The sequence below is a fragment of the Serratia sp. BIGb0163 genome (genome assembly GCF_024809935.1).
Classification (GTDB): domain Bacteria; phylum Pseudomonadota; class Gammaproteobacteria; order Enterobacterales; family Enterobacteriaceae; genus Serratia; species Serratia quinivorans.
Genome location: NZ_JANUDZ010000006.1, coordinates 76,198 through 99,547 on the forward strand (window position 1 = coordinate 76,198; position 23,350 = coordinate 99,547).

Annotated in this window: 25 protein-coding genes and 1 riboswitch; of the genes, 20 read left to right on the forward strand and 5 right to left on the reverse strand. The window is 56.8% G+C overall.

The window, feature by feature from the left end; all coding sequences use genetic code 11:
• Window positions 1–6 precede the first annotated feature (6 nt).
• Genes M2406_RS19270 through baeR form a run of 3 tightly spaced genes read left to right on the forward strand, consistent with a single transcriptional unit; the run spans window position 7 to window position 3,535 of the window.
• Window positions 7–1,440 carry an MFS transporter gene (locus M2406_RS19270; protein WP_012146264.1) on the forward strand — a complete coding sequence of 478 codons (1,434 nt, stop codon included), beginning with the start codon at window positions 7–9 and terminating at the stop codon, window positions 1,438–1,440.
• A complete protein-coding gene (gene baeS / locus M2406_RS19275; RefSeq protein WP_012146265.1) occupies window positions 1,437–2,819 on the forward strand; it encodes a two-component system sensor histidine kinase BaeS in 1,383 nt (460 codons plus the stop codon). Before M2406_RS19270 ends, baeS begins: the two co-directional genes overlap by 4 nt.
• Complete coding sequence (gene baeR, locus M2406_RS19280; protein ID WP_259191144.1) at window positions 2,819–3,535, forward strand: two-component system response regulator BaeR; 717 nt, start codon at window positions 2,819–2,821, stop codon at window positions 3,533–3,535. Before baeS ends, baeR begins: the two co-directional genes overlap by 1 nt.
• Here baeR and M2406_RS19285 read toward each other — a convergent pair.
• Both M2406_RS19285 and M2406_RS19290 read right to left on the reverse strand, forming a co-directional pair.
• Window positions 3,532–3,918 carry a type II toxin-antitoxin system VapC family toxin gene (locus tag M2406_RS19285; protein WP_259191041.1) on the reverse strand — a complete coding sequence of 129 codons (387 nt, stop codon included), beginning with the start codon at window positions 3,916–3,918 and terminating at the stop codon, window positions 3,532–3,534. The two genes, baeR and M2406_RS19285, sit on opposite strands and share 4 nt — an antisense overlap.
• 2 nt (window positions 3,919–3,920) lie before the next feature.
• Complete coding sequence (locus tag M2406_RS19290) at window positions 3,921–4,184, reverse strand: antitoxin (protein WP_012146268.1); 264 nt, start codon at window positions 4,182–4,184, stop codon at window positions 3,921–3,923.
• Window positions 4,185–4,536: 352 nt separating this feature from the next.
• On the opposite strand from M2406_RS19290, the gene M2406_RS19295 reads away from it, so the two are divergent.
• From M2406_RS19295 to gutQ, 16 genes are all read left to right on the forward strand, one after another.
• The gene (locus M2406_RS19295) at window positions 4,537–4,875 is read left to right on the forward strand and encodes a YegP family protein (RefSeq protein ID WP_112364038.1); all 339 of its coding nucleotides are present in this window, start codon (window positions 4,537–4,539) and stop codon (window positions 4,873–4,875) included.
• Between the two features lie 178 nt (window positions 4,876–5,053).
• Complete coding sequence (yegQ, locus tag M2406_RS19300) at window positions 5,054–6,406, forward strand: tRNA 5-hydroxyuridine modification protein YegQ (RefSeq protein WP_112364037.1); 1,353 nt, start codon at window positions 5,054–5,056, stop codon at window positions 6,404–6,406.
• Between the two features lie 485 nt (window positions 6,407–6,891).
• The gene (yegS, locus tag M2406_RS19305; protein ID WP_259191042.1) at window positions 6,892–7,809 is read left to right on the forward strand and encodes a lipid kinase YegS; all 918 of its coding nucleotides are present in this window, start codon (window positions 6,892–6,894) and stop codon (window positions 7,807–7,809) included.
• A gap of 181 nt (window positions 7,810–7,990) precedes the next feature.
• Window positions 7,991–9,205: a D-mannonate dehydratase ManD gene (gene manD, locus M2406_RS19310; RefSeq protein WP_259191043.1), complete on the forward strand. Its 1,215-nt coding sequence runs from the start codon at window positions 7,991–7,993 to the stop codon at window positions 9,203–9,205.
• A gap of 14 nt (window positions 9,206–9,219) precedes the next feature.
• Window positions 9,220–10,236, forward strand: coding sequence for a Zn-dependent oxidoreductase (locus M2406_RS19315; RefSeq protein ID WP_017893651.1), 1,017 nt, complete (start codon window positions 9,220–9,222; stop codon window positions 10,234–10,236).
• 88 nt (window positions 10,237–10,324) lie between these two features.
• The gene (locus M2406_RS19320; RefSeq protein ID WP_012146274.1) at window positions 10,325–11,614 is read left to right on the forward strand and encodes an MFS transporter; all 1,290 of its coding nucleotides are present in this window, start codon (window positions 10,325–10,327) and stop codon (window positions 11,612–11,614) included.
• Window positions 11,615–11,672: 58 nt separating this feature from the next.
• Window positions 11,673–13,145: a mannitol dehydrogenase family protein gene (locus M2406_RS19325; RefSeq protein ID WP_259191044.1), complete on the forward strand. Its 1,473-nt coding sequence runs from the start codon at window positions 11,673–11,675 to the stop codon at window positions 13,143–13,145.
• 127 nt (window positions 13,146–13,272) lie between these two features.
• Window positions 13,273–13,959: a GntR family transcriptional regulator gene (locus M2406_RS19330; protein ID WP_259191045.1), complete on the forward strand. Its 687-nt coding sequence runs from the start codon at window positions 13,273–13,275 to the stop codon at window positions 13,957–13,959.
• A gap of 307 nt (window positions 13,960–14,266) precedes the next feature.
• The gene (gene fbaB / locus M2406_RS19335; protein ID WP_012146277.1) at window positions 14,267–15,316 is read left to right on the forward strand and encodes a class I fructose-bisphosphate aldolase; all 1,050 of its coding nucleotides are present in this window, start codon (window positions 14,267–14,269) and stop codon (window positions 15,314–15,316) included.
• Window positions 15,317–15,582: 266 nt separating this feature from the next.
• Complete coding sequence (locus M2406_RS19340) at window positions 15,583–16,131, forward strand: PTS glucitol/sorbitol transporter subunit IIC (protein WP_020828107.1); 549 nt, start codon at window positions 15,583–15,585, stop codon at window positions 16,129–16,131.
• Between the two features lie 15 nt (window positions 16,132–16,146).
• Window positions 16,147–17,127, forward strand: a complete 981-nt coding sequence (locus M2406_RS19345) for a PTS glucitol/sorbitol transporter subunit IIB (RefSeq protein WP_259191046.1) — start codon at window positions 16,147–16,149, stop codon at window positions 17,125–17,127.
• Window positions 17,128–17,149: 22 nt separating this feature from the next.
• On the forward strand, window positions 17,150–17,512 hold the full coding sequence (srlB, locus tag M2406_RS19350) for a PTS glucitol/sorbitol transporter subunit IIA (protein WP_012146279.1): 363 nt from the start codon (window positions 17,150–17,152) through the stop codon (window positions 17,510–17,512).
• 10 nt (window positions 17,513–17,522) lie between these two features.
• Window positions 17,523–18,302, forward strand: coding sequence for a sorbitol-6-phosphate dehydrogenase (srlD, locus tag M2406_RS19355; RefSeq protein WP_017893656.1), 780 nt, complete (start codon window positions 17,523–17,525; stop codon window positions 18,300–18,302).
• 51 nt (window positions 18,303–18,353) lie between these two features.
• The gene (gene gutM, locus M2406_RS19360; RefSeq protein ID WP_259191047.1) at window positions 18,354–18,710 is read left to right on the forward strand and encodes a transcriptional regulator GutM; all 357 of its coding nucleotides are present in this window, start codon (window positions 18,354–18,356) and stop codon (window positions 18,708–18,710) included.
• Between the two features lie 83 nt (window positions 18,711–18,793).
• Complete coding sequence (locus M2406_RS19365; RefSeq protein ID WP_012146282.1) at window positions 18,794–19,567, forward strand: DNA-binding transcriptional repressor; 774 nt, start codon at window positions 18,794–18,796, stop codon at window positions 19,565–19,567.
• Window positions 19,560–20,531, forward strand: coding sequence for an arabinose-5-phosphate isomerase GutQ (gene gutQ, locus M2406_RS19370; RefSeq protein WP_017893658.1), 972 nt, complete (start codon window positions 19,560–19,562; stop codon window positions 20,529–20,531). The genes M2406_RS19365 and gutQ overlap by 8 nt, the downstream gene beginning before the upstream one ends.
• Window positions 20,532–20,591: 60 nt before the next feature.
• Here the strand turns inward: gutQ and M2406_RS19375 are convergent, their stop codons facing one another.
• The 3 genes from M2406_RS19375 to thiM form a co-directional block, all read right to left on the reverse strand.
• Window positions 20,592–21,050, reverse strand: a complete 459-nt coding sequence (locus M2406_RS19375) for an inhibitor of vertebrate lysozyme family protein (protein WP_012146284.1) — start codon at window positions 21,048–21,050, stop codon at window positions 20,592–20,594.
• An 86-nt stretch (window positions 21,051–21,136) separates the two neighbouring features.
• Window positions 21,137–21,937 (reverse strand): bifunctional hydroxymethylpyrimidine kinase/phosphomethylpyrimidine kinase, encoded by an 801-nt coding sequence (gene thiD / locus M2406_RS19380; RefSeq protein WP_012146285.1) that lies wholly within the window; start codon window positions 21,935–21,937, stop codon window positions 21,137–21,139.
• Window positions 21,934–22,728 carry a hydroxyethylthiazole kinase gene (gene thiM / locus M2406_RS19385; RefSeq protein ID WP_259191048.1) on the reverse strand — a complete coding sequence of 265 codons (795 nt, stop codon included), beginning with the start codon at window positions 22,726–22,728 and terminating at the stop codon, window positions 21,934–21,936. Before thiM ends, thiD begins: the two co-directional genes overlap by 4 nt.
• Before the next feature lie 36 nt (window positions 22,729–22,764).
• Window positions 22,765–22,856, reverse strand: a riboswitch (TPP riboswitch).
• 67 nt (window positions 22,857–22,923) lie between these two features.
• Between thiM and M2406_RS19390 the strand changes: the two genes are divergently transcribed.
• Window positions 22,924–23,349 (forward strand): GNAT family N-acetyltransferase, encoded by a 426-nt coding sequence (locus tag M2406_RS19390; protein WP_012146287.1) that lies wholly within the window; start codon window positions 22,924–22,926, stop codon window positions 23,347–23,349.
• Window position 23,350 lies beyond the last annotated feature (1 nt).

Here is a 23,350-nt window from a genome sequence, read left to right on the forward strand (position 1 = left end):
TGATTGATGCTCATAAAACACACCGCCTCGGTACAGTGGCAACTCTGGATTGTGGCATTCGGCTTTTTTATGCAGACGCTGGACACCACCATCGTCAACACCGCCCTGCCGTCGATGGCCGTCAGCCTGGGGGAGAACCCGCTGCGCATGCAGTCGGTGATCGTCTCCTATGTGCTGACGGTGGCGGTAATGTTGCCTGCCAGCGGCTGGCTGGCGGATCGGGTTGGCGTCCAGCGAGTGTTCTTCAGCGCCATCGTGCTGTTCACGCTGGGGTCGATTCTGTGTGCCCGTTCAGAAACGCTGAACGAACTGATCGCCTCACGCGTGGTTCAGGGCATCGGGGGCGCAATGATGGTGCCGGTCGGTCGGTTGACAGTGATGAAAATCGTCCCGCGCGAACAGTATATGGCGGCGATGACCTTCGTCACCCTGCCCGGCCAAATCGGCCCGCTGATGGGGCCGGCGCTGGGTGGTTTTTTGGTGCAGTACGCCAGCTGGCACTGGATTTTCCTGATCAATATTCCGGTGGGGATCGCCGGGGCCATCGCCACGCTGCTGCTGATGCCCAACTACCGCATGCAGACCCGGCGCTTCGACATCAGCGGCTTTATCCTGCTGGCAGTCGGGATGGCGACGCTGACGCTGGCGCTTGACGGCCACAAAGGCATGGGGCTGTCCGCTACCGCCATCGCCGGGCTGGTGGTGGCTGGCGTAGCGGCGCTAGCGGGATACTGGTGGCATGCACACGGCAACAGCCGGGCCCTGTTCTCGCTGCGGCTGTTCAAAACCCGGACCTATAAGGTCGGGCTGACAGCCAGCCTGCTGGGCCGTATCGGCAGCGGCATGCTGCCGTTTATGACACCGCTGTTTATGCAGGTCGGGATGGGCTTTTCCCCGTTCCACGCCGGGCTGATGATGATCCCGATGATCATCGGCAGCATGGGGATGAAACGCATAGTGGTGCGCGTGGTTAACCGTTTTGGGTACCGCAACGTGCTGGTAGCCGCGACGCTGATGCTGGCGCTGATCAGCCTGAGTTTCCCGCTGGTGGCCATGCTCGGCTGGATCTGGCTGCTGCCGGTGGTGCTGTTCTTCCAGGGCATGGTTAACTCACTGCGCTTCTCTGCGATGAATACCCTGACGCTGAAAGATTTACCGGACCGGTTGGCCAGCAGCGGCAACAGCCTGCTGTCGATGGTGATGCAACTGTCGATGAGCCTTGGCGTCAGCATCGCCGGTATTCTGATCGGCAGCTTCGCCCATCATCAGGTGGTCACCGACAGCCCGGCTATCCACAGCGCGTTTATTTACAGCTACTGCTGCATGGCATTAATCATCGCCCTGCCTGCGTTGGCCTTCGCCCGCGTCCCGGCTGATACCACCACTAACCGTACGCTGACCAAAGAGCCGGGCACAGGCTCCACGAGGTTGCAACAATGAAAATAGGCATTACCGGTAAACTGTTCATGGCGATTTTCGCCACCTGCATGCTGGTGTTAATCACCATGCACTGGGGTGTGCGTGTCAGCTTCGAACGCGGGTTTATCGACTACATCAAGAACAGTAACGAGCAGCGCATCAACATGCTGAGTGAAGCGCTGGAAGAACAATACAGTCACCACGGTAACTGGGTCTTTCTGCGCAATAACGATCAGGTGGTTTACCAGATCATGCGTTCGTTCGAACAAAACAGCGACAGCAGCCACAATCTGCCGCCCAAGGGCTGGCGTACCCAGTTCTGGGTGGTGGACAGCCAGTTTAACCGGCTGGTGGGGCATTCCGGCCCGCTGCCAAAGGAAGGCCCGCGTCATCCCATCCGCTACAACAATGAAATTGTCGGCTGGGTGCTCACCACCCCGGTAGAGAGGCTGACGCGCAATACCGACATTAACTTCGACCAACAGCAAAGACGCACCAGTTGGATGATTGTCGCCCTCTCCACCCTGTTGGCTGCGGCGGTGACCTGGCTGATGTCGCGCGGACTACTGGCACCGGTCAAACGCCTGGTAGCGGGCACCCATCGGCTGGCGGCGGGGGATTTCAGCACCCGCGTGGCGGTCAGCAGCCAGGATGAACTGGGGCGACTGGCGCTGGACTTTAACCAGCTTGCCACCTCACTGGAAAAAAATGAGCAGATGCGACGCGCCGTGATGGCCGACGTCTCGCACGAATTACGCACCCCGCTGGCGGTGTTGCGCGGCGAACTCGAAGCCTTGCAAGATGGCGTGCGTCAGCCCACCCCGGCCTCACTCAGCTCACTACTGGCGGAAGTCGCCACCCTGACCAAGCTGGTCGATGACCTGCATCAACTGTCGTTATCCGATCTCGGCGCGCTCGCCTACCGTAAATCACCGCTCGACTGTGTGCACCTGCTGCAAGTTGCGGTCGCCAGCTTCCGCGACCGGTTCCACGCTAAAGGGCTGGAAATCGTGACACTGCTACCAGAGCAGGCACCGCTGTTTGGCGATCCCGACAGGCTTAACCAACTGTTTAATAACCTGCTGGAAAACAGCCTGCGTTATACCGATGCCGAGGGTAAGCTGGAGATCGGTGCAGAATCGTTGCCGGGCCGCCTGCTAATCTATTGGCAGGACAGCGCACCGGGCGTCAATGACGAGCAACTGGCACTCATTTTTGAACGCTTCTACCGTACCGAAGGTTCGCGTAATCGCGCCAGCGGCGGTTCCGGACTCGGGCTATCGATCTGTCAAAACATAGTGGAAGCACACAACGGGAAGATCTACGCACAGCACTCGCCTTTGGGCGGCGTGCGGATTACTGTAGAATTCGCCACCCCGGTAATGAATAAGGCGTCATGATGGAAACCCAGAACCAGCCGTTGCAAATTATGATTGTTGAAGATGAACCCAAGCTGGGCCAACTGCTGGTGGACTACCTGCAGGCTGCGGGATACGCCACGCACTGGCTGACCACTGGCAGTGAGGTGGTGCCGGCGGTACATGCCCATTCCCCTGCCTTGATCCTGCTGGATTTGATGCTGCCGGGCAGCGACGGGTTAACGGTTTGCCGCGAGTTGCGCCGCTTTACCGATATTCCGGTGGTGATGGTAACGGCGAAAATCGAGGAGATCGATCGCCTGCTGGGGCTGGAGATCGGCGCAGATGATTACATCTGTAAACCTTACAGCCCGCGTGAAGTGGTCGCCAGGGTGAAAACCATTCTGCGCCGTTGCTACCGCCCGTTGGACAATACGCAGGAAGAAACCCAGCTTCACATTGATGAACCACGCTTTCAGGCCAGCTATCAGGGCCAAATGCTGGATCTCACCCCGGCAGAGTTTCGCCTGCTGAAAACGCTGGCCAGCCAACCGGGCAACGTGTTCTCACGTGAGCAACTGCTGAATAATCTGTATGACGACTACCGGGTCGTCACCGACCGTACCATCGACAGCCATATCAAAAACCTTCGGCGCAAGCTGGAACTGATCGACGGCGAGAAGTCCTTTATCCGTTCGGTGTACGGCGTGGGCTATCGCTGGGAAGCCGAGCCTTGCCGGCTGGTGAATGGGCTTTAAGTCCAGTCTTCCACTGCCAGGCCTGGCACCATGGCGAACGCCTTATCGTTAGTCACAATCGTCGCACCGCGGCTCTGGGCGTGCGCGGCAATAAGCTGATCCAAAGCCCCCATCGTTCGCCCGTTTTTTGTCATCTCCGCCCGCATAGCGCCATAGCAATGCGCGGCTTCACTGTCCCAGGCATAGACCGTCACGGAATCAAGGAATGCCGCAACCGTCGCTTTCAGCGTCAGACTCTGCCGTTTGGCGACGCCATAGAGCAATTCAGCCTCGGTAACACTGGAAATGCAGACCGCAGAAGGCGGGATCTTTTCCATTAAGCCGAGCAGACGAGGGTGCCGACGAAAGAGCTGGCTGACCGTATTGGTATCAAACATATACATGCTTATTCTTCCCCGGCAAAGGGATCGCGGGTGGCCATCCCCTGCTGACGATCCTCCGCGGTCAGGAAGTCCTGCGGTACCTGCGTTTGTGCGATCATTTGCAGCAGCGGAGCCCAACTATCAGGTTTCGCCGGATATTTCGATAAAATCACGTTTCCCTCCCGATCGCGGCGGATATACACGCGATCTGTATCGAATTCGAATTCCACGGGTAATCTCACCGCCTGATTTCTGCCGTTTTTAAACAGCTTCGCGACTCTTTCCATTTTCATCTCCTCTGACAGGCATAGGCCTAAGCATATGCCTGTTGAGCTTCGATGCCAAGATGCTGCGATCATTTTTTAACCACCACTTGCACAGCGGGCCAACCTTAGCGCGTCATCGCCGCCGGCGAAATACTGCCTTGGCAATAATGCGGCCAGCTGCGCAAACTTTCAGCATCACAATCCGCCATTAGCTTCTCGTGCTACAGCACTTTTCGCTGGCTGAAACTCAACGCCAGCGCAAAAAAATCGCCTGTTTTTTGCGCTATGGTGCGCAAGTCAGGTTTATTAGCCGCCCAATTTCAAGCTATTGGCTACACTTACATCACTTATCGGAACCCACAGGAGAGGAACCATGGCAATCGGTCACTATGAGCTGAAAAAAGCAAAGAATGGACAGTACCACTTCAACCTGAAAGCCAGTAATGGCGAAATCATTCTGGCCAGTGAGATGTACGCCAGCAAGGCCTCGGCGGAGAATGGCATTGCCTCGGTGCAAACCAATTCTCCCCACGAAGCGCAATATGAAATCAAGCACAGCACCAGCAATCAGCCTTACTTTGTGCTGAAGGCCAAAAACCATCAGGTGATCGGCGTCAGCGAAATGTACAGCTCTGAAACTGCTGCCAAAAACGGCATTCAATCGGTAATCAAAAACGGCCCGAGCACCGACGTGCGCGATTTGAGCGCATAACATCATCTGAGCGACGCGCGATGGTCGCCATCGCGCGTTTTTCTTATGACCAGGATCAATCTCCCTGTAATAAATCCGGTTACCTGCTGATTTCTTGCCGCTCTGCCGCTACAATCCCCCGCTTTTACTGCGCCATTTGGTGGTGCGGTACTGACCTGAAATCAGACCGAGACTCATTATGTTTACACCGGAACTCCTCTCCCCGGCGGGGACGCTGAAAAACATGCGTTACGCCTTTGCCTATGGTGCGGACGCCGTTTATGCCGGCCAACCGCGTTACAGCCTGCGGGTGCGCAATAACGAATTCAATCACGAGAATCTGGCACAGGGGATTAACGAAGCCCACGCGCTGGGCAAAAGATTCTACGTGGTGGTGAATATCGCCCCGCACAACGCCAAGCTGAAAACCTTCCTGCGCGATCTTAAACCGGTGATCGACATGGGCCCGGACGCGCTGATCATGTCCGATCCAGGCCTGATCATGATGGTGCGCGAAGCCTTCCCGCAGATGGACATTCATTTGTCGGTACAGGCGAACGCGGTTAACTGGGCGACGGTGAAATTCTGGCAGCAAATGGGGCTGACGCGAGTGATCCTGTCGCGTGAGCTGTCGCTGGAGGAGATCGCCGAGATCCGCACTCAGGTACCGGAAATGGAGCTGGAAATCTTCGTCCACGGTGCCCTGTGCATGGCCTACTCCGGCCGCTGCCTGTTGTCCGGTTATATCAACAAACGCGACCCCAATCAGGGCACCTGCACCAACGCCTGCCGCTGGCAGTACAAAGCGGAAGAAGGCAAAGAGGACGAGACCGGTAACATCGTGCATATGCATGAGCCGATCCCGGTACAAACCGTAGAGCCGACGCTGGGCATCGGTGCGCCGACCGATAAAGTGTTTATGCTGTCCGAAGCGCAAAAACCGGATGAGTACATGAGCGCCTTTGAAGATGAACACGGCACCTACATCATGAACTCGAAGGATTTACGTGCCATCCAGCATGTGGAACGCCTGACTCAGCTCGGCGTGCATTCGCTGAAAATCGAAGGCCGCACCAAATCCTTCTACTACTGCGCGCGCACCGCACAAGTCTATCGCCGCGCCATCGACGACGCCGTCGCGGGCAAACCATTCGATCCCACCCTGCTCACCACGCTGGAAGGTCTGGCCCACCGGGGTTACACCGAGGGTTTCCTGCGTCGCCATGTGCACGAAGCCCAGCAAAACTACGATTACGGTTCCTCACTGTCTGAACGCCAGCAGTTTGTCGGTGAATTCACCGGCGTCCGCCGTGACGGTTGGGCAGAAGTGGATGTGAAAAACAAGTTCATGGTCGGCGATAGTGTCGAGATGATGACTCCCGGCGGTAACGTATTGTTTACCCTGGAGAGCATGCAAAATAAGAAAGGTGAAGCGATCGACGTGGCACCGGGCAACGGGCATATCGTTTATTTACCCATTCCGTCAGATATCGATCTCAATTACGCATTGCTGATCCGAAATTTGCCGGAGACCAATAGTCCTGCGGTGTAAAAATTCTGCCCGCTATCTTTTAATGCTGGTTTTTGGCAAATATTAGAATTAGATCACATCAATTAGTGCGCAGCTTGGTTAACATCAGGCTGCTTAAAACTAAGAACGAAAAATATTTGCATAGCAATACTAGGAACCACCTCCTTAGCCGGTCCAATCTCCCTTGGACTGGCTTTTTCTTTGGTTTCAACCCAATATCCGCTATAGCGCCGCCAATATAACCCACCTATTTTCAAAGCGTTATTTTATCTATTTTTATAAAACCTTCCCCCGTAGCGATATAAATATAATGCTACAGCGATTACTTATTTCATTAACAATAATCGCTAACTTATCTAGCTCGCATATCTCAAATTAAGTCAATTATGCAGGAATAATCTCTGCCAAGAGGCACCAGCCAGAATTAACTGAATATTCTGATGGATTGCCACTGATGGGTAGTTTATCGTTGCCCACTATCTGTTAACAGCCGGGAGATATTGGGAATGCATCCACCAGCACCAGCGCTGCTTATCATCAACGGCAAAGGCGCCGGCAACGAAGAAGTTCGCCTGGCGGTACAGAAATTGCGGGATGAGAACCAAATCCTGCACGTTCGCGTCACCTGGGAACAGGGTGACGCCGCGCGCTATGTGCAGGAGGCCTGTCAACTTGGGGTGGCCACACTGATTGCCGGTGGTGGCGATGGCACCATCAATGAGGTGGCTGCAGCATTGGCCGCGTTACCGGCTAAAGGACGGCCGGTATTGGGCATTCTGCCGTTGGGCACTGCCAACGACTTCGCCATGGCCTGCAATATCCCGCTGATGCCGGAACAGGCGCTGCGGTTGGCGGTCAAAGGCCGCGCCGTCCCGATAGATCTGGCAAAAGTTAACGATCAACGCTATTTCATCAATATGGCGACCGGCGGTTTTGGTACCCGAATCACGACCGAAACGCCGGAAAAACTGAAGGCCGCGTTGGGCGGCGTGTCCTACTTTATCCACGGCTTGCTCCGCATGGACACGCTCAAAGCCGATCGCTGCGAGATCCGCGGTCCGGATTTCCATTGGTCCGGTGACGCTTTGGTGATTGGTATCGGTAATGGTAAGCAGGCCGGTGGCGGGCAGCAATTATGCCCGGACGCACTGATCAACGATGGCCTGCTGCAACTGCGGCTGCTGACTGCTGACGAACTGTTACCGACACTGATCGCCAGCCTGTTTAACGATGAAGAAAACAAAAACGTGATCGGTGCTGCCCTGCCGTGGCTGGAAATCGATGCGCCCCATGAAATGACCTTTAATCTCGACGGCGAACCACTCAAAGGCAGGCATTTCCGCATTGAAGTGCTGCCGAACGCCATCGAATGCCGTCTGCCCCCCAACTGCGAGCTGCTTGGGCAAACCCAGTCTTCCCAATAACCGCTGAATATAGGGCTCAGCCTGTGCGCTGAGCCCCCTGTTGGTCTTCTGTTCTGCCCCTCTTTTTCCGCGACAAAATGTGATCTTCCCCGGCAAATTCACTAAATCATACTTGTATGGTAGTTAGTTCATGGCGTATTTTTCGTCCATTATGATGCCCCATGGGAACAGGATTAGACGTATGAAGATTATCAACGCAGAGGTTTTTGTGACCTGCCCTGGCAGGAATTTTGTCACGCTGAAGATTACCACTGACGACGGAATTACCGGCATCGGCGACGCCACCCTGAACGGCCGCGAGCTGCCGGTGGCGTCCTATCTTAAAGATCACGTCTGCCCGCAGTTGATTGGCCGTGATGCCCATCAGATCGAAGACATCTGGCAGTTCTTCTATAAAGGCGCTTACTGGCGGCGCGGGCCGGTCACCATGTCTGCCATCTCCGCCGTAGACATGGCGCTATGGGACATCAAGGGCAAGGCCGCCAACATGCCGCTGTATCAGTTGCTGGGCGGCGCATCGCGCACCGGCGTGATGGTTTACTGCCACACCACCGGCCATTCCATCGACGAAGTGCTCGACGACTACGCCAAACATAAAGAGTTGGGTTTTAAAGCCATTCGCGCCCAGTGCGGCGTGCCGGGCATGAAAACCACCTACGGCATGGCCAAAGGTAAAGGGCTGGCTTACGAGCCAGCCACCAAGGGCAACTGGCCGGAAGAACAGCTGTGGTCAACGGAGAAATACCTCGATTTCACCCCCAAACTGTTCGAAGCGGTGCGCAACCGCTTTGGTTTTGATGAGCACTTGCTGCACGACATGCACCATCGCCTGACGCCCATCGAGGCGGCGCGCTTCGGTAAAAGCATTGAGCAGTACCGCCTGTTCTGGATGGAAGACCCAACGCCTGCGGAGAATCAGGAATGTTTCCGCCTGATCCGCCAGCACACCGTCACGCCGATCGCCGTCGGCGAAGTGTTCAACAGCATCTGGGACTGCAAACAGCTGATTGAAGAACAACTGATCGACTATATCCGCACCACCCTGACCCATGCCGGCGGCATTACCGGCATGCGCCGTATCGCCGATTTTGCTTCGCTGTATCAGGTGCGCACCGGATCACATGGGCCATCCGATCTGTCGCCAATCTGCATGGCTGCGGCGCTGCACTTTGATCTGTGGGTGCCGAACTTCGGTGTCCAGGAATACATGGGTTACTCCGAACAAATGCTTGAAGTGTTCCCACATAGCTGGAGCTTTAACGACGGCTATATGCACCCTGGCAACAAACCGGGGCTGGGCATTGAGTTCGACGAAAAACTGGCCGCCCGTTATCCGTACGAACCGGCTTATCTGCCGGTCGCGCGCCTGGAGGATGGCACCCTATGGAACTGGTAACAGGAGAAAGCGCCATGCAAAGCGTGGTCATTGAACAGCCCGGCCTGCTGGCTATCCAGCAGCGCCCCCTGCCGCAACCGGCGGCCAACGAAGTGCGGGTAAAGGTTAAATTTGCCGGTATCTGTGGTTCTGATGTGCATATTTACCATGGGCATAACCCGTTCGCCCGCTACCCACGAGTGATCGGCCACGAGTTTTTTGGCGTGATTGATCAGGTAGGCAGCGATGTCAGCCCACTGCGGCTCGGTGAACGCGTCTCGGTCGATCCGGTTGTCAGTTGCGGCCATTGCTATCCTTGCTCTATCGGTCGTCCCAACGTCTGCACGGAGCTGCAGGTGATCGGTGTGCATCGCGACGGCGGCTTCAGTGACTACGCCTGTGCCCCAGCGCGCAATGCCTACCCTATTCCGGACAGCATCAGCGATCGCCACGCCGCCATGGTCGAACCCTTCACCATTGCCGCCAATATCACCGCCCATCTGCAGCCCAACGCCGATGATATCGCGTTGATCTACGGGGCCGGGCCGATGGGATTAACGGTGATCCAAACGCTGAAAGGCGTCTACGGCGTGAAACAGGTGATCGTCACCGATCGCATCCATGAACGACTGGTGATGGCACAGGAAAACGGCGCCGACTGGACATTCAATAATGCCGAAGCGTCATTGCCTGCCGAGCTGGAACGGCGCGGTATTCGCCCGACGTTGATCGTCGACGCCGCCTGCCATCCGGCCATTTTGCAAGAGGCGATCAATCTTGCCTCTCCAGCAGCGCGCATCGGCATCATGGGGTTCTCCGGCGATGCCTGCACCATTACCCAACAAAGCATCACCAGTAAAGAGCTGTCGATTTTCTCCTCACGTCTTAACAGTGCACGCTTCCCGCAGGTTATCGATTGGATGGCCAGCGGGAAAATCGACCCGCAGAAACTCATTACTCACTGCGTGCCAGCCAACGAGGTTGAACAGGCGATGCTGATGTTCGAAAAAGATCAGCGCACCTGCTGCAAGGTGTTGCTGCAATTTGACTGATTGATTTACCAGGGCTGAGGGCGGCAGGAAAGCGCCCTCTACAACCATGAAACTTCGCGATTAAAACAACATTAAGTGGAGTGCATTTATGTTTAAAAACCTGCGTTGGACCATCGTATTCCTGCTGTTTATGGTTTACATGATCAACTACCTCGACCGCGTCGCGCTGTCGATCACCGTACCTATGATCGAAAAGGATCTGATGTTGAATGCCGAGCAGTTCGGCATCATCTTTGGCAGCTTCTTCTTCGGTTACGCCATCTTTAACTTTATCGGCGGGCTGGCGGTAGACAAGTTCGGCCCGACGTTGGTACTCGGCATCGCCGTCGGTCTGTGGTCTATCTTCTGTGGCATGACGGCATTAGCCACCGGCTTCTATTCCATGCTGATCCTGCGCGTGCTGTTCGGCATGGCCGAAGGGCCGATCTGCGCCTCCGCCAATAAAATGATCAACGGCTGGTTCCCGAAGAAACAGGCGGCGACCGCGATGGGCCTGCTCAGTGCCGGTTCCCCTTTGGGTGGTGCCGTGGCCGGGCCGATCGTCGGCTACCTGGCGTTGGCGTTCGGCTGGCGGCCGGCGTTTATGATCATCTGCTCGATCGGCATCGTCTGGATGCTGGTGTGGTTCTTCGTGGTGGCGGATAACCCGGCGAAAAGCAAACGCGTCAGCGATAAGGAACTGGCGCTGATTAACCAGATGAAGGAAGAGACCCACAGCGCCGAAGAAGAGCTGAGCAACGCCGCACACGGCCTGGGCTACTACCTGAAGCAGCCCATCATTCTGGTCACCGCGTTCGCCTTCTTCTGCTACAACTATATTCTGTTCTTCTTCCTGAGCTGGTTCCCGTCTTACCTGGTGCAGGCGCATAACCTGAACATCAAGGAAATGAGCCTCACCACCATGATCCCGTGGATTGTCGGCTTTGTCGGGTTGGCGCTCGGTGGCTATATCTCCGACAAGATTTTCAATATCACCGGCAAGCTGTTGCTGTCACGCAAGATTGTGCTGGTCACCAGCCTGCTGGCGGCGGCTGTCTGCGTGGCGCTGGCAGGTACCGTCAGCAGCGTGGTACCGGCGGTGATGCTGATGTCGGTGTCGATCTTCTTCCTGTACATCACCGGCGCGATTTACTGGGCGATTATCCAGGACGTGGTGCATAAATCCCGGGTCGGTGGCGCCAGCGGCTTTATCCATCTGGTCGGTAGCGTTTCCGGCATCATTGGCCCGGTGGTGACCGGCTACATTGTGCAAAACACCGGCAAGTTCGACAGCGCCTTTATGCTGGCGGGTGGCGTGGCCGCGCTCGGGGCGGTGCTGGTACTGCTGGTGATCAAAGCACCACGCAATAGCGTGCAACCGCAAATCTCAAAACCCTAACGCATCCGGGGTGGCAAATGTCGCCCCGTTTTCTGCCCCCACTTTCAGGAACTCCAGCATGACACTTTCCAGCAACAGCCTGCTGCCGACGGCAGTTGCGCAACCGGGTTACTCACGCGAAAGGATTAAACCGCGCATCGTGCACCTTGGCTTTGGCGCGTTTTTTCGTGCGCATCAGGCGGTTTACGCCGAAAAACTGGCTAACGAGCACGCCAGCGACTGGGGTTACTGCGTAATCAGCATGCACAACGGCCAGCAAAAAATCGCCGACCTGCAGCAGCAGAATTTGTTGTATACGGTCGCCGAAATGGACAACGACGGCTGGCACGGCCAGGTGATCGGCGTTGTCAGGCAGGCGTTACACCTGCAGGTTGATGGACTGGAAGCCGTGCTCGAGGCCATGGCGCAGCCGGAGGTTGCCATCGTTTCGCTGACCATCAGTGAAAAAGGCTACTGTTACCAGCCTGCCAGCGGCCAGTTACTGGCGGAACATCCTGATATCCAGCATGACATCGCCCACCCGCTGCACCCGCAATCTGCCCCCGGCCTGATCCTGGCCGCACTGCGGCGACGGCGGGAACGAGGGCTGCCGGCGTTTGCCGTGATGTCCTGCGACAACATGCCGGCCAACGGTCAGGTGACCCGCAACGTGCTCAGCCAGTTGGCTCAGCGGCAGGATGCGGAACTGGCCACCTGGGTCGAACAACAGGTCGCGTTTCCATCAACCATGGTTGACCGCATTGTCCCGGCTGTCACGGCGGAAACACGGCAACACATCGAGGCTTTACTCGGTGGCATCGCCGATCCGGTTGCCGTCGCCTGTGAGCCCTTCCGCCAATGGGTGATCGAAGATAACTTTCCGCAGGGACGTCCGGCATGGGAAAAGACCGGTGCCGAACTGGTCAGCGACGTGCTGCCCTACGAAGAAATGAAGCTGCGGATGCTCAACGGCAGCCATTCGTTTCTCGCTTATCTGGGTTATTTGGCCGGCTATACGCATATCAGCGACTGCATGCAGGACGAAGGTTTCGTTAATGCGGCACGGCACCTGATGCTGGCAGAGCAGGCACCGACGCTGCAGGTCCACGGCCTGGATTTGACGCAATACGCAGACTCACTCCTGGCCCGTTACCGCAATGCCGCGCTAAAGCACCGAACCTGGCAGATCGCCATGGACGGCACGCAGAAACTGCCGCAGCGCATGCTGGACGCCATTCGCTGGCATCTGGCGCACGGCAGCGATTTCAGCTGTCTGGCTTTAGGCGTCGCCGGTTGGATGCGCTACGTCGGTGGCAAGGATGAACAGGGCCGGACGATTGAGATCAGCGATCCCTTAAGTGAACGCCTCGCCGATTTGGTCGGCAACAGCCACGAAGGCCCGCAGCGGGTGCTGGCGCTGCTGCAGCTTGATACGGTGTTTGGCCACGATCTTCCTGATAACCCACGATTCGTCAGTGCCGTAACTGATGCCTATCTGGCGCTGCTGGCGCAGGGTGCCAAAGAGAGTGTGGCCAGATTACTGCCAGTTTGATCTGTATAAAACGCTGGGTGAATCCACTCAGCGTTAGGTTGCTGCATTAGGAATTATCCGCCGCGGCAGCAAGATAATCTGCTAGTATGGTGGCATCCAAATCCAAGCCAAATGACCGATCGTCACCATGTCTGAATCCTACAATCTCACTAATAGCCTCCCGGTTAATCAGCAGATCTACCGTTTCCTGCGTAAGGATATCGTCGACTGCACCATTCCCCCCGGCACGCTGTTGTCAGAGAAAGAGATCTCCACCCGCTTTAGCGTTTCTCGCCAACCGGTGCGCGAAGCCTTTATCAAGCTGGCGGAGGCCGGATTGGTGCAGATCTTGCCGCAGCGCGGGACTTTCGTGATGAAGATTTCCGCCAAACGGGTGGCCGACGGACGTTTTATCCGTCAGGCCGTAGAATGCGCAATTGCGCGCCGTGCGGCAGAACGCATCACCCAGGAACAGCTGATGACGCTGGAGCATAATTTGCACCGTCAGGAGCTGGCGGCGCAGAACAAGCAGACGCGTGAATTCCTGGCGCTGGACGATGAATTTCATCAGTTGCTTACCCAGTTTGCCGAATGCCCGTTAGCCTGGGAGACCATAGAAACCATCAAGGCCACCATGGACCGGGTGCGTTTTCTCAGCCTGAGCGAAGTATCACCGCCGGAAAGCCTGCTGCAGCAGCATTACCGCATTTTTGCCGCGCTGAAAGCGCAGGATGCCGATGCCGCCGAGCGTGCCATCCATGAGCACCTGCAAGAGATGATCTACTCCATTACCCCTATCTCTTTGCAAAATACCGAGTGGTTCGACGCCGAATAGTCAAGCACAACGCAAAAGCCCCTCACCCCGGCCCTCTCCCTCTGGAGAGGGGGACGCCCACTTAAACAACGTCATACATTCTTATTCAGAACTTTGCTTAACTGACCGGTATTAGGCGATCGTCCCCCGCTATTTGGCTTTGCAAATGGCATTTCCTCTCAATCGCATCTATTGTTTCTCCTTGCCATCAGGATTTCATTACTATCGTTTTTACAGCTTCAATCACTGCTTTTTAGTACGCGGGCAACCATTCATACCCTACTGTTTTTTGCTGCCGGTGTATTAGGAAGCTAATCAGGAGTTAATCATGACTGATATTGCACAGTTGTTAGGAAAGGAAGCGGAAGACCTGTTGCAACACCGCTGTACCACCATCCCTGCTGAAAATCTGTACCTGCCGGGCGCCGACTTTGTCGACCGTATCATGATCGATAACAACCGACCCAACACTGTCCTGCGTTCGATGCAAAGCCTGCTTAACCACGGCCGTCTGGCCGGCACCGGTTACCTGTCGATTCTGCCGGTTGACCAGGGGATTGAGCACTCCGCCGGCGCATCTTTCGCCGCTAACCCGCTGTACTTTGATCCGAAAAATATCGTCGAACTGGCCATTGAGGCCGGCTGTAACTGCGTCGCCTCCACTTACGGCGTGCTGGCTTCGGTATCACGCCGCTATGCTCACAAAATCCCGTTTCTGGTCAAACTGAACCACAACGAAACCCTAAGCTATCCGACCCAATATGACCAAACCCTGTATGCCAGCGTCGAGCAGGCTTTCAATATGGGCGCAGTCGCGGTCGGCGCTACCATTTACTTTGGTTCCGAGCAGTCACGCCGCCAAATTGAGGAAATCTCAAGCGCCTTCGAGCGCGCCCACGAACTGGGCATGGTTACCGTGCTGTGGGCCTATCTGCGTAACCCGGCATTTAACAAAGACGGGGTCGATTACCATTCCAGTGCCGATCTCACCGGCCAGGCCAACCATATTGCCGCCACCATCGGTGCCGATATCGTTAAGCAGAAAATGGCGGAAAACAACGGCGGTTACCGCGCGGTGAAATTCGGCTACACCGACGATCGCGTCTACAGCAAACTGACCACCGACCACCCGATCGATCTGGTTCGTTACCAGTTGGCCAACTGCTATATGGGCCGCGCCGGGTTGATCAACTCTGGCGGTGCCGCCGGTGAGAACGACCTGCAGGAATCGGTGCGCACCGCGGTCATCAACAAGCGCGCAGGCGGTATGGGGCTGATTCTGGGGCGTAAAGCGTTCAAGAAATCAATGAAAGAAGGTGTCGCGCTGATCAACGCCGTTCAGGATACCTATCTGGATAAGAAAGTTACCATCGCCTGATCCCGTCACCCGCAAAACCTGTTCCCCCCAGCCCGGTTCGCCGGGCTTTTTTATGCCCTTAATCTGCTCCTCCCCTCCGCTTAGCCTGACGGCTACCGCGCTTTTACCTTATTTTTCTTTCATAATTAACTTTCACAATAAAATATTTATCTTTCAAACTGTGATCTATTTAAAACAAATCAATCCATAAAGTGATTAGTGTAAGGCTCATGGCGACAGAGCCAGCGTTCGCTCCAGGCCATACCTTCCATCTCAGGAGAACAATAATGATTGAGCTAATCACCCACGGCGCCGAATGGTTTATCGGCCTGTTTCAGAAAGGTGGTGAAGTGTTTGTCGGCATGGTGACCGGCATTTTACCTTTGTTAATCAGCCTGTTGGTCATTATGAACGCGCTGATCAAATTTGTTGGCCAGGAACGTATCGAACGCTTGGCGCAGCGCTGCGCGGGGAACCCGGTTTCACGCTATCTGCTGCTGCCGCTGATCGGCACCTTTGTGTTTTGCAACCCGATGACTCTCAGCCTCGGCCGTTTTATGCCAGAGAAATACAAACCCAGCTACTACGCGGCGGCGTCCTATAGCTGTCACTCGATGAATGGCCTGTTCCCGCATATCAACCCCGGCGAACTGTTCGTTTACCTCGGTATCGCCAGCGGGCTGACTACCCTCGGCCTGCCGCTGGGGCCGCTGGCGGTGAGTTATTTTCTGGTTGGCCTGTTTACCAACTTTTTCCGCGGTTGGATAACCGATCTCACCACCAGCCTGTTCGAACGCAAGATGGGCATCCGCCTGGACCGTCAGGTACAACTTTAATCCGTGGAGTTCAGCATGAGTGCTTTTATCCGTATTGAGAAAGGCGATAGCGGCTGGGGTGGCCCGTTGCAGTTACCGATCGAGCCGGGGAAAAAAGTGGTGTACATCACTGCCGGTACTCGCCCGTCGATCGTCGACCGGCTTAGCGAACTGACCGGCTGGCCGGCCGTCGATGGCTTTAAGGAAGGCGAACCACCGGCGGAAGAGATTGGCGTGATGGTCATTGACTGTGGCGGCACCCTGCGCTGCGGTCTGTACCCCAAACGCCGTATTCCGACGGTCAATATCCACGCTACCGGTCAATCCGGCCCGCTGGCGAAATTTATCCTCGAGGATATTTATGTCTCCGGAGTACGCGACAGCAACATCAGCCGGGTTGAATCGGCAACAGAGACGGCGCAAGCGGCCCCCGCCCCGCAACCCAAGGGACGGGATTATGACACCAGCAAAAAAATCACTGAGCAGAGCGACGGCCTGTTGGCGAAAGTCGGCATGGGCATGGGTTCAGTGGTGGCGGTGTTCTTCCAGTCTGGCCGCGACACCATCGACACGGTACTGAAAACCATTCTGCCGTTTATGGCGTTCGTCTCGGCGCTGATCGGCATCATCATGGCCTCCGGCCTGGGGGATTTTATTGCCCACGGCCTGACGCCATTGGCCAACAGCCCGATTGGCCTGGTAACGCTGGCGCTGATTTGTTCCTTCCCGCTGCTGTCGCCCTTCCTCGGCCCTGGCGCGGTGATCGCTCAGGTGATCGGCGTACTGGTCGGGGTTCAGATTGGCCTGGGTCATATTCCACCCCAGTTGGCGCTGCCCGCGCTATTTGCAATTAACGCGCAGGCCGCCTGCGACTTTATCCCGGTCGGTCTGTCTCTGGCGGAAGCCAAACAGGACACGGTGCGGGTCGGCGTGCCTTCGGTTCTGGTCGGACGTTTCCTGACCGGCGCACCTACGGTGCTGATCGCCTGGGCCGCCTCGGCCTTCATCTACCAATAACTTTTACTGCCAGGGGCTAGCTATGAACACCATTTTCCAAACCACCATCACCCAGATTGGCGACAGTGCTCGCGAGGCGCTGCTGGACGACATGCTGATCACCTTCCGTGAAGGCGCACCGGCAGACATCGAAGAGTTTTGCTTCATCCATCGGCACGGCAATACCCTCGGTGAACTGCAGGCAGGCGGCTGGATGGAGTTGGCGGAGCAGCGTTATCCCATTACCGCCGTTGGCGACGTCGCCAGCCAAAACCTGCGTGAACTGGGCCACCTTACCGTGCGTTTCGACGGAGAAAGTCAGGCCGAATTTCCCGGTTCTATCCACGTGGCCGGTACCACGCCGGTTGATATCCCGTTAGGCAGTACGCTGAAATTTATCGCATAAGGAGTAGACCATGTCTGAAGTAGCTGTAGTGATTGGCGGAGGCCAAACATTAGGTGCATTTTTGTGCCTGGGACTGGCGCAGGCGGGTTACCGCGTGGCGGTAGCCGATTTAAACGCGGATAACGCCCACCAGGTGGCGCAGCAGATTAACCACCAATACGGCGCCGGCATCGCGCAGGGTTTCCAGGCCGATGCCACCGATGAACAAAGCGTCATTGCCCTGGCGGCTGCGGTGGATAGCAAATTTGGCCAGGCCAATCTGTTGGTATACAGCGCCGGTATCGCCAAGGCCGCACCGATCACCGATTTTCCATTAGGGGATTTTGATCGCTCGCTGCAGGTCAATCTGGTGGGGTATTTTCTCTGTGCCCGCGAATTTTCCCGCCTGATGATCCGTGACGGCCTTGCCGGACGCATCATTCAGATCAACTCCAAGTCCGGCAAGGTCGGCAGCAAACACAACTCGGGCTACAGCGCCGCCAAGTTCGGCGGGGTCGGGCTGACCCAGTCACTGGCGCTCGATCTGGCGGAATACGGTATTACCGTGCATTCGCTGATGCTCGGCAACCTGCTGAAGTCGCCAATGTTCCAGTCGCTACTGCCGCAATACGCACAAAAACTGGGGATCGCGCCGGATGAAGTTGAAAAATACTACACCGACAAGGTGCCGCTAAAACGCGGTTGCGACTACCAGGACGTGCTGAATACCCTCCTGTTTTACGCCAGCGACAAGGCGTCTTATTGCACGGGGCAGTCGATCAACATTACCGGCGGTCAGGTAATGTTCTGATTAGCGATACTTCCCTCTCCGTCCGGGGAGGGAAGATAAACAGGAGACACTATGCCCCAGGCATTAATCATCTTCGCCGTACTGGCCTGGCTGCTGCAAATCGCGCTCGGTTGGTGGCAGCTCCAGCGTTTCAACCGTGCCTTCGACGGCCTGTGCCAATTGGGCAGCGTCGGTGTCGGACGTTCCGGTGGGCGCTTTCGGCCACGGGTGGTGCTGGCACTGGCCTTCGATACGGAACAGCGAGTTTGCGGCAGCATGTTGATGCGTGGCCTGACCATTTTTGCCCAACCGCGGCCAATCGCCCGGTTGCATGGTCTGCACCAGAGAGACCTGAGCCCGGATGTGATCTTCCCCGAGGATCGCGCATGCCAGACAGCACTATCGTTAGCGATTGCCCCTAAATCATGATATTTTCACATTAAAAGACATTACCTTTCATATTGAATTATTCATTAAAGGGAAATGCTCAACTCTTGTGAACAGGACGGGCTATGAAACCAAAGCAGCGACAGGCCGCTATCCTTGAATATCTGCAGCGACATGGCAAAACGGCAGTGGATGCCCTGGCGGTACATTTCGCCACCACCGGCACCACCATACGTAAAGATCTCACCCTCTTGGAAGACGAAGGCGAGGTGATCCGCACCTACGGCGGCGTAGTGCTCAGCCGCGACGATGGCGACCAGCCCATCGACCGAAAAACGCATATCAATACCGAAAAGAAACGCCAGATCGCCTACGCCGCCATCAAGTTGATCAACGACGGTGATTCGCTGATATTCGATGCCGGCAGTACGGTATTGCAAATGGTCCCGCATCTGGCGCAGTTCAATAACATCACGGTAATGACCAACAGCCTGCACATCGTCAATGCGCTGGTGGAGCTGGATAATGACCAGACCATCCTGATGCCCGGCGGCACTTATCGCAAAAAATCGGCGTCCTTCCACGGCAGTCTGGCGGAGTCGGCTTTCCAGCAGTTCAGCTTTGATAAGCTGTTTATCGGCGCAGACGGCGTGGATCTCAATGCCGGTGTCACCACCTTTAACGAAGTGCATAACGTCAGCAAGGCGATGTGCGAAGCCGCCAGCCGCATTATCCTGCTGGTGGACTCGTCAAAATTCGGCCGCAAAAGCCCCAATGTGGTTTGCGATCTGAGCGCCGTCGATACGCTGATCACCGATAAAAACATCAACCCGGATTATCTCGCCGCGCTGCAAGCGAAAGGCATCAATATCCTTCTGGTAGGAGATTCTGATGAGTAATAGTGCCGCCCTGCTGGCCTTTGCCCGCGAAACGCTGGAAATTGAGCTGGCCGAAGCACAACGCCTGCTGGCACGACTGGACGACAATTTCGTCTGTGCCTGCGAACTGCTGCTGAACTGCCGCGGCAAGGCGGTGATTTCCGGCATCGGTAAATCCGGCCATATCGGTAAAAAAATTGCCGCCTCGCTGGCCAGTACCGGCACCCCGTCATTCTTCGTGCACCCGGCGGAAGCGCTGCACGGCGATCTCGGGATGATCGGTGCCGACGACGTGGTGGTGTTCATCTCCTACTCTGGCCGTGCCAAAGAGCTGGATCTGATCCTGCCGCTGCTGGCGGAAAATAACATCCCGGTGATCGCCATTACCGGCGGCAAAGAGTCACCGCTGGCCCAGGCGGCGGCCTGCATGCTGGACATCAGCGTAGAGCGTGAGGCTTGCCCGATGGGGCTGGCGCCAACCTCCAGCGCGGTCAATACGCTGATGATGGGCGACGCACTGGCAATGGCGCTGATGCGTCAACGCGGTTTCAACGCCGAAGACTTTGCTCGTTCGCATCCGGGCGGCAGCCTGGGCGCACGCCTGCTGAACCGGGTACATCACCTGATGCGCACCGGCGATCGCCTGCCGCAGGTCAGCGAAAGCGCCAACGTAATGGAAGCGATGCTGGAACTGAGCCGTACCGGGTTGGGGCTGGTGCCAGTGTGCGACGCACAGCAAAAAGTGGTGGGGGTGTTTACCGACGGCGACTTGCGTCGCTGGTTGGTGAAAGGCAATAGCCTGCAGGATGCGTTAAGCCCGGCGATCACCCGCCCCGGCTACCGTTTACCGGAACAATGGCGCGCCGGAGAAGCACTGGAAGCGTTGCACGAACAACACATCAGCGCTGCGCCGGTGGTCAATCTTGAGGGGGTGTTGGTGGGTGCCATCAACCTGCACGACCTGCATCAGGCCGGTATCGGCTGACCCATTAACTAATGCTGCCCATTTGTCCCCTCTCCTTTGGGAGAGGGGCTTCTAATCCGCTTATTTCCAGTCCGGATTATTCTCGAACTGTTGCTTCAACAGCGCCTTCATATCGTCGTTCGGTTTACCCAACCACTGATATTTGGCGTATTTCTTCGGATGATCAATCGCTTCCGGCTTATTCGCCACCTCGACGCGTACCGCCCAGGCCTGCGACTTGTCTTCTTTAAACGCCACCATCATAAAGTTGTTGGCGCAGTCGTGGGGTTTACAGATATTACCCACCAGATAGTTTTGCCCTTTCCAGCTCAGGCTTTGCGCCGGGGTCGAAGTCCCCACCCCTTTGCGTGCCCAGCCGGGCAAGCGGGCCTGCCCCTTCACCATATTCTGCCAACTGCTCTGATAACCAGGCTGCTGGATCACATCAGAAGTCGTGACGATCTGCTGGGCAAAGCCCCCCACGCTGAAGCTGAGCAACGCGCCGAAGATGGCGCCGCGAAGTGCGTTTTGTCCTGTCATGGCCTTCTCCCTTGATAAAATTTAATCGCACCCGGCCAATACCGGGCCTGGATCTAGTCAGACCACAAGGGTAGCAAAAAGTTGGCTCACCACCAGGCGTGAAAATGATGCACCGGCCCGATGCCGTGCCCCACTTCCAGCGTATCGGCCTGCTGCAAGGCTTTTTGCAGATAATCCTTGGCGGATGCCACCGTGCCTGCCCAGTCGTCGTGACGCGGACGCAGGGCGGCCAATGCGGCAGACAGCGTGCAGCCGGTGCCATGCGTATGGCGGGTCGCTACGCGCGGTGCAGTAAAGCGTTGCTCCAGTCCCGCACTGAACAGCCAGTCCGGGCTTTCGCTTTCGCTAAGATGGCCGCCCTTCATCAATACCGCCTGGCAACCCATCGCCAACAGTGCTCGCCCCTGCTCACGCATCTGGCGTTCATTTTCCGCCGGGGCGCATTCCAGCAGGGCCGCCGCTTCCGGCAGGTTCGGCGTGATGATCGACACCAGCGGCAACAGCTCGCAGCGAATCGATTCCACCGCCTCCGGCGCCAGCAGAGGATCGCCGCTTTTCGCCAGCATCACCGTATCCAGTACCACAAACGACGGCTGATAGTGACGTAAACGCTCCGCGACCGCCTGCACAATATCGGCGTTGGCCAACATGCCAATTTTGGTGCTGTCGATACGCAAATCGCTGAACACGGAATCAAGCTGGGCAGCGACAAAAGCCGGTTCGATGTTATACACCGACTGCACGCCGCGGGTATTTTGCGCCACCAGCGCGGTGATTACCGAGGCACCGTAGGCCCCCAGCGCGGAAAAGGCTTTCAGGTCGGCCTGGATCCCGGCCCCCCCGCTCGGATCGGTACCGGCGATGGTCAACGCGTTAATCCGTTTCATTGCAGATCCTCCGGACGCAGTTGGTACAGAGCGTCGAGGAATGCCGGGGTAAAACTGCCCGGCGCGGCGGCGCGGCGCGTGGCCATCTCACCGCAAAGTGACATCACCCGGCAGGCGGTCGCCACGTTGTCCAGGCTGTCGCCCGGCAGGCTGCAAAATGCCGCCACCACGGCCGAAAGTGCGCAACCGGTACCCACCACTCGCGTCATCAGCACGTCGCCCCCGGCGACCGCCCAGTCACACTGGCCGTCGGTGATGTAATCCACCACGCCGGTCACCGCCACCACGGCCCCACTGTTTCGCGCCAATTCCCGCGCCGCCGGTAACGCTGCCAGCGAATCGTCAGCGCTGTCAACACCGCGTCCACTCGCCTGCAGACCACTCAACGCCATAATTTCAGAAGCATTGCCGCGGATTGCCGCCGGCTTTTCGCCCAGCAAACGTTGGGCAAAGGCGGTGCGATACGCCAGCCCGCCGACGGCGACCGGATCCAGCGTCCAGGGTGTGCCTGCCGCATTGGCAGCTTCTATCGCCGCCAGCATGGATTCGGCACGCGAGGCATTAAGGGTGCCGATATTGATCAACAAAGCGTCAGCCAAACGGCTGAACTGTGCCGCTTCGGTCGGCTCCACCACCATCGCCGGGGAAGCACCGAGCGCCAGCAACACGTTAGCCGTCAGCTCCTGCACCACTTCGTTGGTCAGGCAGTGAATCAATGGGGATTGGCGTTTAAATTGGGTTAAACAGGCCGCGGCGCGGGCGCCGGGGAAAACATCAGGTCGAGCGAGCATATTCCTCCCAACCGGCGTTCAAGAAGGCGGGTACCGGTTGGGGCACCGAGACTTCCCTACGCTGGCATAATCCAGATCAGGTAATACGGGTAAAATCTCAGCCCCTAGAGGCACCCCGAGTCAGACGGTCATTATTGGGGTTGCTGTCGGTGAGGTCAATCGCGCTATAGTGACAAAAAATAAAAAGGAGCCGCCATGCGAATAAGAAAATACCAAGAGGCCGATCGTCCCTTCCTGCGCACCCTGTATCTGGCATCGCGCAAGGCGGCGTTTCCCTGGCGTGATACCGAAGATTACCGACTGGAAGATTTCGATCGCTCGACGCTGGGCGAGGATATTTGGGTGGCGGAAGAAAACGGCAAGCGACTGGGGTTCGTCTCGATTTATCGTCAGGATAACTTTATTCACAATCTGTATGTCGACCCTCAGCTACCGCCTCTTGGCGTCGGTAGCGCCCTGCTGCAGGCGGCGGAGCAAACCTTCACTGCCACCGGCTCGCTGAAATGCCTGGTGAAGAATGAGAAGGCGCTGGCCTTTTACCATAAACACGGCTGGCGGACGATCGCTACCGGCAATGACGGCGCGGAAGACTATTACCTGATGCACTCGCCGACAAAGTAAG

Excerpts from the sequence above, each read along its gene's own strand:
- M2406_RS19315 (WP_017893651.1), top strand. The coding sequence starts at position 9,220 with ATGCAAAGCGTGGTCATTGAACAGCCCGGCCTGCTGGCTATCCAGCAG.
- yegQ (WP_112364037.1), top strand. The coding sequence starts at position 5,054 with ATGTTTACACCGGAACTCCTCTCCCCGGCGGGGACGCTGAAAAACATG.
- fbaB (WP_012146277.1), top strand. The coding sequence starts at position 14,267 with ATGACTGATATTGCACAGTTGTTAGGAAAGGAAGCGGAAGACCTGTTG.
- M2406_RS19270 (WP_012146264.1), top strand. The coding sequence starts at position 7 with ATGCTCATAAAACACACCGCCTCGGTACAGTGGCAACTCTGGATTGTG.
- gutM (WP_259191047.1), top strand. The coding sequence starts at position 18,354 with ATGCCCCAGGCATTAATCATCTTCGCCGTACTGGCCTGGCTGCTGCAA.
- M2406_RS19340 (WP_020828107.1), top strand. The coding sequence starts at position 15,583 with ATGATTGAGCTAATCACCCACGGCGCCGAATGGTTTATCGGCCTGTTT.
- baeR (WP_259191144.1), top strand. The coding sequence starts at position 2,819 with ATGGAAACCCAGAACCAGCCGTTGCAAATTATGATTGTTGAAGATGAA.
- M2406_RS19330 (WP_259191045.1), top strand. The coding sequence starts at position 13,273 with ATGTCTGAATCCTACAATCTCACTAATAGCCTCCCGGTTAATCAGCAG.
- manD (WP_259191043.1), top strand. The coding sequence starts at position 7,991 with ATGAAGATTATCAACGCAGAGGTTTTTGTGACCTGCCCTGGCAGGAAT.
- M2406_RS19390 (WP_012146287.1), top strand. The coding sequence starts at position 22,924 with ATGCGAATAAGAAAATACCAAGAGGCCGATCGTCCCTTCCTGCGCACC.
- baeS (WP_012146265.1), top strand. The coding sequence starts at position 1,437 with ATGAAAATAGGCATTACCGGTAAACTGTTCATGGCGATTTTCGCCACC.
- thiM (WP_259191048.1), bottom strand. The coding sequence starts at position 22,728 with ATGCTCGCTCGACCTGATGTTTTCCCCGGCGCCCGCGCCGCGGCCTGT.
- thiD (WP_012146285.1), bottom strand. The coding sequence starts at position 21,937 with ATGAAACGGATTAACGCGTTGACCATCGCCGGTACCGATCCGAGCGGG.
- M2406_RS19325 (WP_259191044.1), top strand. The coding sequence starts at position 11,673 with ATGACACTTTCCAGCAACAGCCTGCTGCCGACGGCAGTTGCGCAACCG.
- srlB (WP_012146279.1), top strand. The coding sequence starts at position 17,150 with ATGAACACCATTTTCCAAACCACCATCACCCAGATTGGCGACAGTGCT.
- M2406_RS19295 (WP_112364038.1), top strand. The coding sequence starts at position 4,537 with ATGGCAATCGGTCACTATGAGCTGAAAAAAGCAAAGAATGGACAGTAC.
- srlD (WP_017893656.1), top strand. The coding sequence starts at position 17,523 with ATGTCTGAAGTAGCTGTAGTGATTGGCGGAGGCCAAACATTAGGTGCA.
- M2406_RS19365 (WP_012146282.1), top strand. The coding sequence starts at position 18,794 with ATGAAACCAAAGCAGCGACAGGCCGCTATCCTTGAATATCTGCAGCGA.
- gutQ (WP_017893658.1), top strand. The coding sequence starts at position 19,560 with ATGAGTAATAGTGCCGCCCTGCTGGCCTTTGCCCGCGAAACGCTGGAA.
- M2406_RS19320 (WP_012146274.1), top strand. The coding sequence starts at position 10,325 with ATGTTTAAAAACCTGCGTTGGACCATCGTATTCCTGCTGTTTATGGTT.
- M2406_RS19290 (WP_012146268.1), bottom strand. The coding sequence starts at position 4,184 with ATGGAAAGAGTCGCGAAGCTGTTTAAAAACGGCAGAAATCAGGCGGTG.
- yegS (WP_259191042.1), top strand. The coding sequence starts at position 6,892 with ATGCATCCACCAGCACCAGCGCTGCTTATCATCAACGGCAAAGGCGCC.
- M2406_RS19375 (WP_012146284.1), bottom strand. The coding sequence starts at position 21,050 with ATGACAGGACAAAACGCACTTCGCGGCGCCATCTTCGGCGCGTTGCTC.
- M2406_RS19285 (WP_259191041.1), bottom strand. The coding sequence starts at position 3,918 with ATGTATATGTTTGATACCAATACGGTCAGCCAGCTCTTTCGTCGGCAC.
- M2406_RS19345 (WP_259191046.1), top strand. The coding sequence starts at position 16,147 with ATGAGTGCTTTTATCCGTATTGAGAAAGGCGATAGCGGCTGGGGTGGC.